General features: G+C 62.8%; 12 protein-coding genes. 5 read left to right on the forward strand and 7 right to left on the reverse strand.

The features are described from left to right. Positions 1–9: 9 nt before the first annotated feature. From argC to AC0IPL_RS08165, 4 genes are all read right to left on the reverse strand, one after another. Complete coding sequence (argC, locus tag AC0IPL_RS08150; protein WP_474273456.1) at positions 10–1,038, reverse strand: N-acetyl-gamma-glutamyl-phosphate reductase; 1,029 nt, start codon at positions 1,036–1,038, stop codon at positions 10–12. A gap of 118 nt (positions 1,039–1,156) precedes the next feature. Next, the gene (locus AC0IPL_RS08155) at positions 1,157–1,966 is read right to left on the reverse strand and encodes a glutamate racemase (protein WP_474273457.1); all 810 of its coding nucleotides are present in this window, start codon (positions 1,964–1,966) and stop codon (positions 1,157–1,159) included. Positions 1,967–1,975: 9 nt separating this feature from the next. After that, positions 1,976–2,854, reverse strand: coding sequence for a lysophospholipid acyltransferase family protein (locus AC0IPL_RS08160; protein ID WP_474273459.1), 879 nt, complete (start codon positions 2,852–2,854; stop codon positions 1,976–1,978). 294 nt (positions 2,855–3,148) lie between these two features. Further along, positions 3,149–6,568: an indolepyruvate ferredoxin oxidoreductase family protein gene (locus AC0IPL_RS08165; RefSeq protein ID WP_474273461.1), complete on the reverse strand. Its 3,420-nt coding sequence runs from the start codon at positions 6,566–6,568 to the stop codon at positions 3,149–3,151. A gap of 168 nt (positions 6,569–6,736) precedes the next feature. Between AC0IPL_RS08165 and AC0IPL_RS08170 the strand changes: the two genes are divergently transcribed. The 5 genes from AC0IPL_RS08170 (at position 6,737) to grxD (ending at position 12,238) form a co-directional block, all read left to right on the forward strand. Beyond that, on the forward strand, positions 6,737–7,642 hold the full coding sequence (locus AC0IPL_RS08170; RefSeq protein WP_474273463.1) for a LysR family transcriptional regulator: 906 nt from the start codon (positions 6,737–6,739) through the stop codon (positions 7,640–7,642). Positions 7,643–8,414: 772 nt separating this feature from the next. Beyond that, on the forward strand, positions 8,415–10,580 hold the full coding sequence (gene purL / locus AC0IPL_RS08175) for a phosphoribosylformylglycinamidine synthase subunit PurL (protein WP_474273465.1): 2,166 nt from the start codon (positions 8,415–8,417) through the stop codon (positions 10,578–10,580). 95 nt (positions 10,581–10,675) lie between these two features. Beyond that, entirely contained in the window at positions 10,676–11,194 is a 519-nt protein-coding gene (locus tag AC0IPL_RS08180) for a hypothetical protein (RefSeq protein WP_474273466.1), read from the forward strand. Positions 11,195–11,259: 65 nt separating this feature from the next. Beyond that, positions 11,260–11,496, forward strand: a complete 237-nt coding sequence (locus tag AC0IPL_RS08185) for a BolA/IbaG family iron-sulfur metabolism protein (protein ID WP_474273468.1) — start codon at positions 11,260–11,262, stop codon at positions 11,494–11,496. 379 nt (positions 11,497–11,875) lie between these two features. Continuing rightward, a complete protein-coding gene (grxD, locus tag AC0IPL_RS08190) occupies positions 11,876–12,238 on the forward strand; it encodes a Grx4 family monothiol glutaredoxin (RefSeq protein WP_474273470.1) in 363 nt (120 codons plus the stop codon). 79 nt (positions 12,239–12,317) lie between these two features. On the opposite strand, the gene AC0IPL_RS08195 is transcribed toward grxD, so the two are convergent. From AC0IPL_RS08195 to AC0IPL_RS08205, 3 genes are all read right to left on the reverse strand, one after another. After that, positions 12,318–13,493: a calcium-binding protein gene (locus tag AC0IPL_RS08195; RefSeq protein WP_474273471.1), complete on the reverse strand. Its 1,176-nt coding sequence runs from the start codon at positions 13,491–13,493 to the stop codon at positions 12,318–12,320. 272 nt (positions 13,494–13,765) lie between these two features. Next, positions 13,766–14,167, reverse strand: a complete 402-nt coding sequence (locus AC0IPL_RS08200; RefSeq protein WP_474273472.1) for a cell division protein ZapA — start codon at positions 14,165–14,167, stop codon at positions 13,766–13,768. After that, positions 14,167–15,003, reverse strand: a complete 837-nt coding sequence (locus tag AC0IPL_RS08205; protein ID WP_474273473.1) for a coiled-coil domain-containing protein — start codon at positions 15,001–15,003, stop codon at positions 14,167–14,169. The genes AC0IPL_RS08200 and AC0IPL_RS08205 overlap by 1 nt, the downstream gene beginning before the upstream one ends. Positions 15,004–15,033: the final 30 nt, after the last annotated feature.

Below are 15,033 nucleotides of genomic sequence, written 5' to 3' on the forward strand. Positions count from 1 at the left end.
ACCGTTTCGTCAGGGAAACAGCGGCGCCATCATCAGGCCACGGGTTTCATCCTCACCTAACATCAGGTTGGCGTTCTGCAAGGCCTGGCCGCTGCTACCTTTTGTCAGGTTATCCAGCGCTGCAAAAACGATGGCGCGGCCCGCGATGCGGTCCTGCGCGACGCCGATGTGGCAGAAGTTGGAGCCGCGCACATGGTGGGTGCTGGGTGCCTCGCCAAAGGGCAGCAGTTCGATGAAGGGCTCATCAGCATACGCCTTGGCAAAGGTGGCGTGGATCTCTTTCGCGTCGCCCTTTACATAAGTGGTCGCCAGGATGCCGCGGTTCACCGGCAGCAGATGCGGGGTGAACTGCACCTTGACCGGGCGACCGGCGATCTTGGAGAATTCCTGGTCGAACTCGCCCAGATGCCGGTGGGTGCCGCCAATCGCATACGGATTGTAGCCCTCGCTCAGCTCAGCGTGCAGCAGGTTTTCCTTCAGCGCCCGGCCGGCGCCGGAGACCGCGCATTTCAGGTCCAGAATGATCTCGTCCAGATCAATGACGCCCGCCGCGATCAGTGGCCGCAGGGCAAACTGGCCGGTGGCCGCATTGCAGCCGGTGCCAGCCACCAGCCGGGCGGCCTTGATCTCGTCGCGGTAGAACTCGGTCAGGCCGTAGACCGCCTCTGCCTGCTGTTCCAGCGCAGCATGGGGATTGCCGTACCATTTTTCATACTCCGCCGGATCGCGCAGCCGGAAATCCGCCGACAAATCGACGATCTTCAGCGATTTTGGCAGGGCGGCGATGACCTCCTGGCTGGTCTTGTGCGGCAAGGCACAAAAGCACAGGTCGATGTCGGCAAAGTCGATTTCGTCGATCTTGCAAAGGGTTGGCAGCGACATATGACGCAGGTGCGGGAACACCTCCGCCATGGTCATGCCTGCCTTGCGTTCCGCCGCCAGGGCCGCGATTTCGATGCTTGGGTGCTGTGCGATCAACCGCACCAATTCGGCACCGGTATAGCCGGAAGCACCGAGAATAGCCACTTTGTGGGTCATGTCAGACCTCATCTTTCAAATCTGAAGTGTCGGTTCCGCAGCCTTCTGCGGACCATGTAACGGGTAAAGCCAGCCGTGCCGGTTGCGCCTGCGCAACGTCTTGGCGGCTGCGGGGCGATCAAGCCGCCCGAAAGGTGATTTCTCGTCGCAGAAACTGTGTCGCGCGGTCGCTCACACGGGCGGGTTTGCCGGTGGTGACAAAGCCACCTGGCCCGGTGCCCAGCATGTCCGGGTGGCGGTCCAGATAATCGGCCAGACTGTCGGCCACCAGGCTGCCCTGGCTGAACACCTTCACCTCGGGCCCCAGCGCGGCCTGAAACACGTCCTGCATCAAGGGGTAATGCGTGCAGCCCAGGATCGCCGCCTGCGGATGCGGCATCTTTCGTTTCAGCGCATCCACATGGCTGCGCACCAGTGCTTCGGCCAGGATCATATCGCCATCTTCGATGGCATCCACCACACCGCCGCAGCTCTGCGCTTCGACATCAACGCCGATGGCGCGGAACGCCAGCTCCCGCTGAAACGCGCGGCTGGCGACGGTCGCCGGGGTGGCAAACAGCGCCACGTGCTGCACCGCAACCTCCCGCGGCGGGGAGTTGTCGCCCCATTGCCGTTCTGTCAGCGCCTCGATCAGCGGCACAAAGACGCCCAGCACCCGCTTGCCCTTGGGCAGGCCGCCCTCCTGCATCCGGCGCAGCGCCGCCGCCGAGGCCGTGTTGCAGGCCAGGATCACCAGATTGCAGCCCTGGTCCCACATGCTGTGGACCGCGGCGCGGGTCAGCTGATAAATATCCTCGGCGTCCCGCACACCATAGGGGGCATGCGCGTTGTCGCCGTAATACAGGAAGTCCACCTCCGGCAGACGCGCTTGGGCTGCCTTCAGGACGGTCAGGCCGCCAAGGCCTGAATCAAAGATGCCAACTGCCATAATGCTCTCTCAGGCGCGGTGTTTTTCCTCAAACTCATACCCGTGGGCATAAGATCCGAGCGGTACTGGAGACAGGTCATACGTGGCTTTGCGCAGGAAATCCATAAGCGCTTTTGCATCACCCGTCAGCGGCGCCAGCGCGGCGCGTTCGATCGGCGCACCGATCACCACCCGCACGGGGGTATCGGTGCGCTTGCGGAACTCTTGCAGCAGCAGCCCCATGCGCAGGTTCACGTGCAGGTGGCTGGCGATCTGGAACACCCGCGAGGTATGGCCGTCAAAGAACACCGGCACAACAACCGCGTCGGATTTGGCAATCATCCGCGCGGTAAAGCTGCGCCAGCCCGGATCCATCGGCTGGGCGAACGGCCGCGCCGCCGTCGACACCGTGCCACCAGGAAAGATGCCGATGGCGCCGCCCTGTCCCAGAAACTCCAACGCCGCCTTGCGGGTTGCCAGGTTGGTGCGCATGGCAGCCTTGGACTCGGCAAAGTCAATCGGCAGGATCACCCGATTCAGATCTTCCGCCTTGCGGAACACCTGATGCGCCAGAATGCGAAAATCATGGCGTGTCTGGGCCAGGATATGCCCCATCATCAGACCATCCAGGATACCGTAGGGATGATTTGCAATCAGGATCACCGGCCGATCCCGTGGGATATTGGCGAGGCTGCCGCCCATGATGTCCAGTGTCAGCCCGTAGCGATCGGTCATCACCGACCAGAAACTGCGCCCGGCGGCGATGTCGCGCTCATAGCCTTCCGCGCGGCGCATCAGCTGTAATCGCCCGGTGGCATTCTCCATCAACCGGATCAAGGCCCGCCCCGGACGCGTGGCGGCGGAGTGGGCATAGGAAATGTCGCGGGCGATCTGGCGGTCGGCTTGCATCGTTTGGGGCGTCCTGACTGTCGGCTTACGGCCAGATACGGCCGGGAACGCAGTATGTGCAAGCCACGTGACACAGGTATGACACGCCGCCGCAGCTTTCCCTGGCGCGGAGGGGCTCCGGCCCCGGCCTCCCGGCTTCCTCCGGAGTATTTTTTTGGACCAGAAAGAACCGCCAGTCCCGCCTACAAGGGCCGGGTGCTGTCGCGCCGCGCGTCAGCGCGGCGCCGGGCCCAACCGGGAGGGGCCAGGCCCGCTGGACTGGCCCCGGAGCGGGCGGGAGGGACTGCGCAGCGGTTATTCGGCCGCTTGCCGCACCGGAGCGCCCCCCTGCCGCAAGAGCGCCAACAGCTCCTCACGGCGTTTGGCGGCCTTTTGCTCGTTGGCCTGTTTTACCGGGCCGAAACCGCGGATCTGCAGCGGCAGTTCCGCCAGGGCGATCAGCGGCTCCATCGTGGCGGGGGTTGCCTTGGGCAGCCATTCGTCCATGTCGGCCTCGTATTGCCTGATCAGCGCGCGTTCCATCCTGCGTTCAGCCGTGTAGCCAAAGACATCCAGCGGCGTGCCACGCAGGCGTTTGAACCGGGCCAGCAGCCGCAACCAGCGGTCCATACCCTGGCCGAACTTGCGCTTTCTCGGACGGCCGTTGGGATCTTCTCCGCCCAGCAGCGGCGGTGCCAGGTGATAGGACAGCTTCAGATCGCCCTCGAACTCGGCTTCTGCCTTGGCCCGGCTTTGGAGCAGCAACCGGGCGACCTCGTATTCGTCCTTGTAGGACAGCAGTTTGTGATAACCCTTCGCCACCGCCTCCTTCAGTGCGGGATCGCTGACTGTCTCCAGCAGTTTGGCATATCGCTTGGCCAGGCCGCTGCCCTGATAGGCGACCAGGTGATCTTTGCGGAATGCGATTTTCTCATCCAGAGATTTGGGCTTGTCCACGACCTTGGGTTGCGTCAGCGCACGCGCGTCCGCCGGGTACAACACCGCCCAGCGGCCGATGTCAAAGGCGCGCTTGTTGGCCTTTACCGCCGCGCCGTTCATCTCGATCGCCTGCATCAGCGCCTCATGGCTCACTGGAACCAATCCGCGCTGCCAGGCGGCACCAAATACCATCATATTGGAAAAGATCGAGTCACCCATGCTCACGCGGGCCAGCTCGGAGGCGTCGAACAGGTCCAGCCGGTCGCGCAGACGCGCTTGAAGTGCGACCTCCAACCGGTCGGAGGGAATGGCGAAATCGGTGTCGCGGGTGAACTCACCCGTGATGATCTCGTGGTTGTTCACTACTGCACCAGTGCGTCCCGCCGTGGTAAGGCCAAGCGTCTTGGCGCCTGCACTTACCACCAGATCCCCGCCGATCAGCGCGTCCGCTTCGCCGGTGGCAACCCGGATGGCAGAGATGTCCTCGGGGCGATTGGCAAGGCGGCAGTGGATGTGCACCGCGCCGCCCTTTTGGGCGAGCCCCGCCATTTCCATCAGCCCGGCCCCCTTGCCGTCGATCTGCGCGGCCTGCGCCAACACCGCGCCAATGGTCACAACGCCGGTGCCGCCGACGCCGGTGATGACGATGTTGTGGGTGCCGTGAATCGCGGGCAAGGTAGGCTGCGGCAGCTCCGGCAGCTCCAGTGATGTGGTGGCCTCCTTGCGGATCTTTGCGCCCTCGACGGTCACGAAAGACGGGCAAAAGCCGTTCAGACAGGAGAAATCCTTGTTGCAGGAGGATTGGTCGATCGCGCGCTTGCGACCCAGTTCGGTGTTCTTGGGCACGATGGAAACGCAGTTGGACTGCACCCCGCAATCGCCGCAGCCCTCGCAGATGTCGGGGTTGATGAACACCCGCTGGTCCGGGTCCGGGAAGGTTCCGCGCTTGCGGCGGCGGCGCTTTTCGGCGGCGCAGGTCTGGACATAGATGATGGCAGAGACCCCCTCGATCTGCTCGAATTCGCGCTGGATATTCATCATCTCGGCGCGTTCATGCATCCGCATGCCTGCCGGGAACAGCTTGGGGTCGACGTCTTCTTTCTCGTCATAGACCACCGCGATGGTTTTCACGCCCATCGCCGTCAGCTCATGCGCGATCTGATGCGCGGTGAGGCCGCCTTCGGCCTGCTGGCCCCCGGTCATCGCCACCGCGTCATTATAGAGGATCTTGTAGGTGATGTTGGTGCCCTCGGCCAAAGCGGCCCGGATCGCCATCACGCCGGAGTGGTTGTAGGTGCCGTCACCGAGGTTCTGGAACACATGCTTCCGGGTTGAAAACGGCGCTTCGCCCACCCAATTGGCGCCCTCGCCGCCCATATGGGTAAAGCCCACGGTTTCGCGGTCCATCCATTGCACCATGAAATGACAGCCAATGCCCGCATAGGCGCGCGCGCCCTCCGGCAGCTTGGTGGAGGAGTTGTGCGGGCAGCCCGAGCAGAAATAGGGCAGCCGGGTGGCGATTTCCTCGGCATTGTCGGCGCGCCGGGCCTCGTCCAGTTGGGCAATGCCTGCGCGGATGGCCTCGGTGTCGCGGCCCTCTTCGATCAGGATGCCGCCGAGCTTTTCGGCGATCATGACCGGGTCCAGCGCGTATTTTGTCGGGAACAGTTCCTCGCGGTGCAGCGCGCCGGCGCCGCCCTTGTACCAGCCATAAACGCGGCGGCCGCGGCGGTTGTCGAACAGCGCCTCCTTGATCTGGATCTCAATCAGCTTGCGCTTTTCCTCGGCCACCACGATCAGGTCCAGCTCTTCGGCCCAGGTGTTGAAGCCCTTCATGTCCATCGGCCAGGTCTGCCCCACCTTGTAGGTGGTGATCCCCAGCCGCTCGGCCATGGCCTCGTCAATGTTCAACAGCTTCAGCGCATGCACGAGGTCGAGCCAGTTCTTGCCGGCCGCGACCAGCCCGATCTTGGCGCCGGGCTTGCCCCAGACGCGCTTGTCCATCTTGTTGGCATGGCTGAACGCCTCCGCCGCAAAGCGCTTGTAGTCGATAATGCGGTTTTCCTGGCGGAAGCGGTCGTCGTCCAGCCGGATGTTCAACCCGTCGGGCGGCAGGTCAAAGTCGGGCCGCACCAACTGCATCCGCTCTGGCCGTGCGTCAACCACCGACGTCACCTCGATGGTGTCTTTCATCGTTTTCAGACCAACCCAGAGACCGGAAAACCGGCTGAGCGCGTAGCCGTAGATGCCGTAATCGAGGATCTCCTGAACACCAGCCGGGCTGACGATGGGCAAATAGCAGTCCAGCAGCGACCATTCCGACTGGTGCAGCACGGTGGAGCTTTCACCGGTGTGGTCATCACCCATGGCCAGCAGCACGCCGCCATGCTTTGACGTGCCCGCCATATTGGCATGACGGATCGCATCGCCAGAGCGGTCAACCCCCGGCCCCTTGCCATACCAGAGGCCAAAGACTCCGTCGTATTTGCCCTCGCCGCGCACTTCGGCCTGCTGCGCGCCCCACAGCGCGGTGACTGCCAGATCCTCGTTCAGACCGTACTGAAAGGTCACATCCGCCGCGTTCAAGTGCTTGGCGGCGCGGGTCATCTGCATGTCGACCGCGCCCAGCGGCGAGCCGCGATAGCCGGTGACCAGAGCGGCGGTGTTGAGACCCGACAGCCGGTCGCGGTGCTTTTGCATCAGCATCAGCCGCACCAGCGCCTGGGTACCGTTCAGCAGCACCGGTGACTTGTCGAGATCGTATTTGTCGTTCAGGGAAATCTTTTGCGTGCTCATCCTGGCCTCCCGCCCAAAGAATAGCTTGCTGTATCTGAATGGGACAATAGGTCAGAATTACTGACCTGTGTAGAGGCTTTTTTTCGTTTTCGCTCGCTTGCACCGTGGAAACTGATACATAACTAAGGTTTCATATACTCGCCCCCGAACGCACGGAAAGTAACGGATATGGATTGGGACAAGCTCAGAATCTTTCACGCGGTCGCGGATGCGGGCAGTCTCACCCATGCCGGTGACAAGCTGAACCTGTCACAATCCGCCGTCAGCCGCCAGATCCGCGCGTTGGAGGAGAGCCTCAACGCGACCCTGTTCCACCGTCATGCACGGGGGCTGATTCTGACTGAGCAGGGCGAGCTGCTGTTTGACGCGACACAGTCTATGACCAGCCGCCTTGATGCCGCCGCCGCGCGAATCCGCGACAGCGAAGAAGAGGTTTTCGGGGAATTGCGGGTGACCACGGCCACCGGGTTCGGCACTCTGTGGCTGGCGCCGCGCCTGACCAAACTGTATGAACAGTACCCCAATCTCAAGATCGATCTGATGCTGGAGGAACGCGTGCTCGACCTGCCGATGCGCGAGGCCGATGTGGCCATCCGCATGAAGGAGCCGAGCCAGGCGGATCTGGTGCGCAAACGGCTGATGACCGTGCGCATGGCGCTGTTTGCCTCGCCTACCTATCTGGAGCAGCACGGTGTGCCGCAATCCATCGAGGATATCTCCGATCACCGGCTGATCTGCCAAAGCCAGCGCGCCGCGCAGGTCAGCTCCGCCGCCGTGGTCATCCGAAAGCTGATGACACACGAGCCGAAGTCGCTTCTGACAGTGAACAATTACTTTGGTGTATTGCAAAGCGTGGTGCACAATCTGGGCATTGGCATTCTGCCGGACTACGTGACAGAGGGTTTTCCCGAACTGGTGGAGGTCCTGCCGGACGAGGGGCAGAACACGGTGCCGGTCTACCTCGCCTATCCGGAGGAGCTGCGCCATTCGCAGCGCGTCGGCGCGTTTCGGGATTTTGTCCAGTCGGAGATCATGGCCCACCGCAAGCACATGAAGGAACTGGGCAAACTTTAAGGGCTCGCCTTGTCCCGTGCCTTCCGCGGCCTCTTTACACTGAACCGCATTGTTGTCGCCGGAACGCTGCCCTCCGCCCTGTGCGGTGTCTTCGCTGTCACCCCTTGGGTGTGACGATCTATTCGACAGGCTGAAACAGCTTGATGGAGACCGTCGCGATCCCGCGTACGGTGGTGTATTGACGCAGCGGACACCGCAAATTCAAAGCCATGCAGAAACCGCATAGCAGCATTGACGTTCAAATCGTATCAAACCTCTTGAAGGGTCCGGCGTGCAGCCCTAAATGACCCTCATGAAGGCGGCGCAGACGCGCACCTTCATACCTCCCTGTTGGACTTCGGCCGAGCTTAGTGCTCGGCCTTTTTTTTGGCCGATCGCAGCGTGCCCGCCATGTTAGACAGGCGCCCGTCTGCCGACCGGTCCATCCGCTCTCGCACATTCCATAGCCCCCGCCCCTTCCGCAGGGCCAGTGTTCGCGCGCGTCCCCAAGGCACAAGAGCCGCCTGCGCAATAAATTTTACCGCTTTTGTGGGGGCCTGCCTGAAGTTTCAGCGCGACTGAAACGCCCCGCCTGCAAATCACAGCGAACCCACGGGGTCGCAGCTCTCCGCCCCCCGACAGCCGGAACGCGAACCGGGTTTACCCCTGGTGGCCGACCGTTGTCCGAACACCGCAGCCGCCGTTGCATGGCGGCGAATGCGCAAGCCCTCTTTCCCAATGGCAAAGCTTGCTCTAAAAGGCGCGCAACCGCAGCCATTGGGGACGTTTACGGATGCAGGAACCCGCCATCACGCCTGAACTGATTGCAAGCCACGGGCTGAAGCCCGAGGAATACGATCTGATCCTGGAAATCATCGGGCGGGAGCCGACCTTCACCGAGCTGGGCATTTTCTCGGCGATGTGGAATGAACACTGCTCGTACAAATCCTCCAAGAAGTGGCTGCGCACCTTGCCCACCGAGGGCCCGCAAGTCATCTGCGGCCCCGGCGAAAACGCCGGTATCGTTGACATCGGCGATGGCGACGCGGTGGTGTTCAAGATGGAAAGCCACAACCACCCCTCCTACATCGAGCCCTATCAGGGCGCGGCAACCGGGGTTGGCGGCATTCTGCGCGATGTGTTCACCATGGGCGCCCGCCCCATCGCCTCGATGAACTCGCTGTCGTTTGGCGAGCCCGCGCACCACAAGACCCGCCAGCTGGTCAACGGTGTGGTCGAGGGCATCGGTGGCTATGGCAACTGCTTTGGTGTTCCTTGCGTCGGCGGCGAAGTCCGCTTTCATCCCGCCTATAACGGAAACTGCCTGGTGAATGCCTTTGCCGCTGGCTTGGCAAAGACTGACAGCATTTTCTACTCCGCCGCCTCAGGTGTTGGCATGCCGGTGGTCTACCTCGGCGCCAAAACGGGCCGGGATGGTGTTGGCGGGGCCACCATGGCCTCTGCCGAATTCGACGACACCATCGAGGAAAAGCGTCCCACCGTGCAGGTTGGCGACCCCTTCACCGAAAAACGCCTGATGGAAGCCACGCTGGAGCTGATGCAGACCGGCGCTGTGATCTCGATCCAGGACATGGGGGCTGCTGGCCTCACCTGTTCCGCCGTGGAAATGGGTGACAAGGGCAAACTGGGCGTGCGGCTGGACCTTGAAAACGTGCCCCAGCGCGAAGAAAACATGACCGCCTACGAAATGATGCTGTCGGAATCCCAGGAGCGGATGCTGATGGTGCTGAACCCGGAGCTGGAAGCCGAGGCGCGCGCGGTCTTCGAGAAATGGGACCTGGATTTTGCCATCGTCGGCGAAACCATCGCGGAGGACCGCTTCCTGATCATGCACAACGGAGAGGTCAAGGCCGATCTGGTGCTGTCGAAACTGTCCTCCACCGCGCCGGAATACGACCGCCCTTGGGTTCCGACCCCGACACCGGAACCGCTGACCGACGCGGATGTGCCGACCATTGACCCGATCGACGGTCTGAAGGCGCTGATCTCCTCGCCGAACTATGCGGGCAAGCAGTGGGTCTATGAACAGTATGACACCACCGTGATGGGCGACACCGCCCGCCGCCCCGGCGCGGGCTCCGGCATTGTGCGGGTGCATGGCACCGACAAGAAGCTGGCCTTCACTTCCGATGTGACGCCGCGCTACGTCAAGGCAAACCCCTTTGAGGGCGGCAAACAGGCGGTGGCCGAAGCCTATCGCAACCTCACCGCCGTGGGCGCCCGCCCGCTGGCCACCACCGACAACCTGAACTTTGGCAACCCCGAAAAGCCCGAGATCATGGGCCAGTTCGTCGGCGCCATCAAAGGGATCGGCGAGGCGGTGGCGGCGCTGGACATGCCGATCGTCTCTGGCAACGTGTCGCTTTACAATGAAACCGACGGCAAGGGCATCCTCCCGACCCCGACCATCGGCGCCGTTGGCCTTATCGCGGCTGGCGAAGAACCGATCATCGGCGAGGTCCGCGATGGCCATGTGGCCCTTCTCGTGGGCGACATGGTCGGCCACCTGGGCCAGTCGGCGCTGCTGGCAGAAGTATTCAACCGCGAAGACGGCGACGCGCCCGCAGTGGACCTGGAGGCCGAGAAACGCAACGGTGACTTCATCCGCGCCAACCGCGACTACATCAAGGTCTGCACCGATCTGGGCGATGGCGGTCTGGCACTGGCCGCATTCGAGCTGGCCGAAGAGGCCGGCGTTGGCGTGCAGCTCGACGCAGGCGACACCCAGACCCTGTTTGGCGAGGACCAGGCCCGCTATCTGATCGCCTGCAACTTCGACCAGGCCGAAGCTCTGATGATGGCCGCAGGCCAGGCCGGCGTCACCCTGGCCACTGTCGGAAAATTTGGCGGCGACAGCGTAAAATTCGGCACTGCAGAAGCACCGCTTGCCGAGCTACAGGAGATCTTCCGCAGCAGCTTTGCCGCCGCGGTTGCCTGAATGACGGCGCCCGGCGCACCGGGCGCGTCACGCGCTGGCGGGATGGCAAACGCCGTTCCGCCTGCTTACTTGGCCTAAGGGGAGAGGCTGAGATCATGAACCTGCCAGAGCTGACAGAAGATTGCAGCCGGTGTGCCGGCCTGTGCTGCGTTGCCTATTCCTTTGCCGCGCATGAGGATTTTGGCCTGCTGAAGGCGGCGGACACGCCCTGCCCCAAGCTGGCCGCTGACTTTCGCTGCACCATTCACCGCGATCTCAACGCGACCGGCTTTGGCGGCTGCGTCAGCTACTCTTGCGCTGGTGCCGGGCAACGTGTCACGCAGGAGCTGTTCCGCGGCGAGAGCTGGCGTGAAGATCCCGACCTTCTGCCCCATATGACGCGGGCATTGCGGGTGCTGCGCCCGATCCATGAGGCGCTGCTGATCCTGCAAGAAGCCGCCGCATTGCCCTTGCCGACCTATCTGCAACGCAAATGCGCTGCGCTGACCGATGCGCTGTGCCCGCCCAAGGCCAGCTCCGTCTGGGATTTCACCGAAGAACATGTGCAGGATGCGCTGGCGGAGCTGCCCGGGTTTGTTGAGCTGCTGGCCCCTTTTGCGGCGCAGCGCGGCTAAACCTGCTTGCAGACCCAAGGCCTGCCACCTACATTTTTACCAAACGAGACAAAGGACTTCCCCGGATGCCCATGCAAGCCCATGAAATCGAAGAACTGCTGCGCCAATCCTTCCCGGAGGCCGAGATCCAGGTGGGTGGCAGCGATGGCGTTCACATGTCGGCAATGGTGATCGACGAGAGCTTTCGCGGCAAGAACCGCGTCCAGCAGCAGCGCGCCGTCTACGCCGCGCTGAAAGGCAAGATGGACGGCCCCGACGGCGAGTTGCACGCGCTGGCGCTGACCACCAAGGCGCCGGAGTGACAACGGCGGGCTGGATCATCACCGGCCTCGCTGCATGTCTTGCGGCAGCGATCGCGCTGGAAGCCCGCCTGCGGCGCAATCGGCGGCGTCCGCTGTCCAGCAGTCGGCCTGAAAGCCCGGCACGCAAGGTTGAGCTGGGACAGGAAGAAACCGACGTGGAACTGGTCAACCGGACACATGCAGCGAACCAGAAGACCGCAAGTCGCAACAGCAGGCTATAGCCCCGAAGGCGGCTGGCAGGCAGGTCCACGAGGCTGTTGCCCGACCTTTCACCGGCCTTCGCCGCAGTCGCCGCGCACGTGGGGCTTACCTTTCTCTGTCTTCTCCCCTATATCGAAACAAACCGCGACCGGCTGAAACGCCAAGAGGATATGGATAAATGACCGACGTAAAAACCCGCATCGACGAAACCGTCAAAGCCAACGACGTGGTGCTGTTCATGAAAGGCACCAAGGAAATGCCGCAATGCGGTTTCTCCTCGCGCGTGGCGGCGGTGCTGAACTACATCGGCGTCGACTACGCCGATGTGAACGTGCTGGCCGACGAGGAAATCCGCTCCGGCATCAAGGAATACTCCGACTGGCCGACCATCCCGCAGCTCTATGTAAAGGGCGAATTTGTCGGCGGCTGCGACATCATCACTGAAATGGCGCTGTCTGCCGAACTGGATGGTCTGTTCGAAAGCAACAGCATTGCCTTCGATAAGGACGCCGCGGACAAGATCCGCGAAGCCAACGCCTGACGCCCGTCACGAGGCGGCAATAGAAAAGGCCTGCTTCAGAGGTATCTGAAGCAGGCCTTTTTCGTGGGCATCAGCCGCATCACGTCGCAGAGATCAGCACCAGATCCTCGGTGGTAAAGCTCTCGGCGGCACCTTCGATCCGCGCCACGAGCTCTCCCTGCTGGAGAATGAGCGCATCGCCGGAGGCTTCCTCCGTTTCGACGCTGAAATCATCGACCCCAAGCTCTTCGCCGTCATTGTTCACTAGCAGCTGGATGATGTCTTCGCCGGCGGTATAGTCGGTGATAGCGATCACCCCGTCAGAGTCCTGCGACATGTACAGTGCGAAACTGTCCGCCCCCAGACCGCCGGTGCCAGTATCACCCGCACCGAGCAGCAGGAAATCGCTGCTCTCGCCGCCATTCAGCGTATCCGCACCATCAGCGGCATTTGAAAGTTCGATATCCGTAAATTCGCCGTCGCCCGGGCCAGCTTCGCCGCCTTGGTCGCGCAGGGTCGCAATCTCTTCGGGCGTCAGGTCGCGGCTCAGGTTGATACCGCTCAGCGCATCATTGCCGCTGCCGCCGTTCAAAACATCCGCGCCGCTGCCGCCGATCAGGTCGTCGTTCCAGGCGCCGCCATCCAACGTATCGTCCCCGTCATCGCCGAACAGCACGTCCTTTCCCCCATCGCCGGACAGCGCATCATCGTCGGCACCGCCATAGAGAATGTCGTGGAACTCGCCGCCGGAAATCGTATCGCTACCGTCCCCGCCGAAGGCAACATCCTTGCCTGCCCCCGCGTTCAGAACGTCATTGCCCGCGCCGCCCCGCAGCAAATCGTAGCCAACGCCGCCATCCAGCGAGTCGCTCCAGTCGCCGCCCTCCAGCGTGTCGTTGCCTGCTTCGCCGAACAGCGTGTCCTGACCGCCCTCGCCAGACAGAGAGTCATCGCCATTGCCACCAAAAAGAGAATCGTGAAACGCGCCGCCGGAGACCGTGTCGTCGCCGTCTCCGCCCAAGAGGGTATCCTGCCCGCCGCCGCCAGAAATCAGGTCATCGCCGCCTCCGGCATCGACGCTGTCAAATCCAAACCCCGCGTCCAGCTCATCATCGCCATCCCCCAGGACCAGGTCATCCGCGCCGTCGGTGGGCAGACCCTCCGGCGGCTCGAAGCCCGGGTTTTGATCGACCGGTTCGTTTTCGTCGTCGTCGCCGTCAACCGTAATTGCCAGCCCGGCTATCGCCAGGCTGCCCAGAATAAATGCCCCAATCATGGAAGCCCCCAAAGATAACATGTTGAAATCGCATGAACCTGAAATAGCCAAATTCGGGGGTGCAATCCATTTTTTAATTAAGCTTAAGTTAAACCTACGTAAAAACAGTCTGTTTCTGATTCCAGAACAAACCAACAGGCCGTGACAGACACGCACCCACGCGTGTCTTGGCCGCGGCCCGATGTTAGCGTGGTCGCTGACATCGGGCCGGGCTAAGACGCAGGCAATTTTTCGATCCGGGCTGATTGCAACAGTCTGGCCTGTCGCGCGGCCTAGGCGGAGGGGGCCGCCTTTTCCTCAATGTCCAGTGCCAGCGCCTCGGTACGGGCTGCCAAATCAGCCAGTGTTTCCGTAACCTGTGGTGGAACAACCGGAATTTCGATGCGCTCGGGCTCCGGCGCGGGGGCGTTCTTCAGCGCTTCCAGCTCCTGTTCGCGGGCAGCCAGCTGGGCTTCGACTTCCTTGATGCGATCCTCGACGGCGGCGGTCTTGTCGGCCAGCATCAGCCCCGCCATCAGCAGCATTCGTGCCTCGGGCATCCGGCCGATCTGGTCCGACAGGACCTGGGCCTCGTCGTCCAGCATCTTGGCGGCCGAGTGAAGGTAGCTTTCTTCGCCCTCCTGGCAGGAGACCTCAAAACCGCGACCGCCGATCATGATTGTCACTTCGGGCATCAGACTTCCTCCCCTTCCGGCAGCTTGGCAGCAGGCAGGCTGCGCGCATTGGCCAGCAGCGGCTCCAGCTTGGCCAGAACCGCATTGACCTGCGCCTGATCGCTGGCTTGTGCCGCCCGCAGCCCGGAGATTTCAGCCTCCATCGCGGCGTTGATCAGCCCGGCATCGCCCAGCCCCTGAGCGTTGGCATCCCGCAGCGCGGCGTTTGTGGCGCGCAGCGCCTCGTTGGCCTGACGCAGCTGCTGGTGTTCGCTATCAAGCCGCTCCAGTGCTTCGTTCTGCTGCTCGATCTGGGCACTGAAATCAGTTGCCGGTACAGCGGCAGGTTCAGCCCTGACCTGTTCCAGCTGAGCGGACAGCCTGTCATTCTGCGTCGCCAGCTCGGCCAGCTCCGCCTTCAGGGCGTCCCGCTCACCCGCAGCGGTGTTGGCCGCTGCCTCCAGCTCGCCCTTTAAGCGGGCAACTTCGGCACGCAGGGCTTCCTTTTCGGCCGGATCGCCGGCCTCGTTGCGCAGCAGCTGCACCTCGGCGCGCAGCGCCTCCAGCTCCCCGGCATCACCGGGACGGCCGCCACCCGCCTCTTGCAGGCGGGCATTCAGTACGCGCACGCGTTCTGCCAACTGCGCATTGGCCAGACGTTCCTCGTCCAGCTCCTGCTCCAGCGCCTTGCTCGCCTCATTGGCAACCGCGGCCTCCGCCAGCCGTGCCGCCTCCGCCGTCGCTTCGGCGGCCTGCTGCCGGTCAGCCTCGCGGGCCTCTTGCAATGCAGCGGTGCCAGTGCTGATCCGTGCCAGCGCAGCCTGGATGCGGCCTTGCAACTCTTCGATCTGGGTCATGCCTGCTTCCTCAGCGATCCACGTCACTTC

Source organism: Leisingera sp. SA32 (assembly GCF_056033425.1).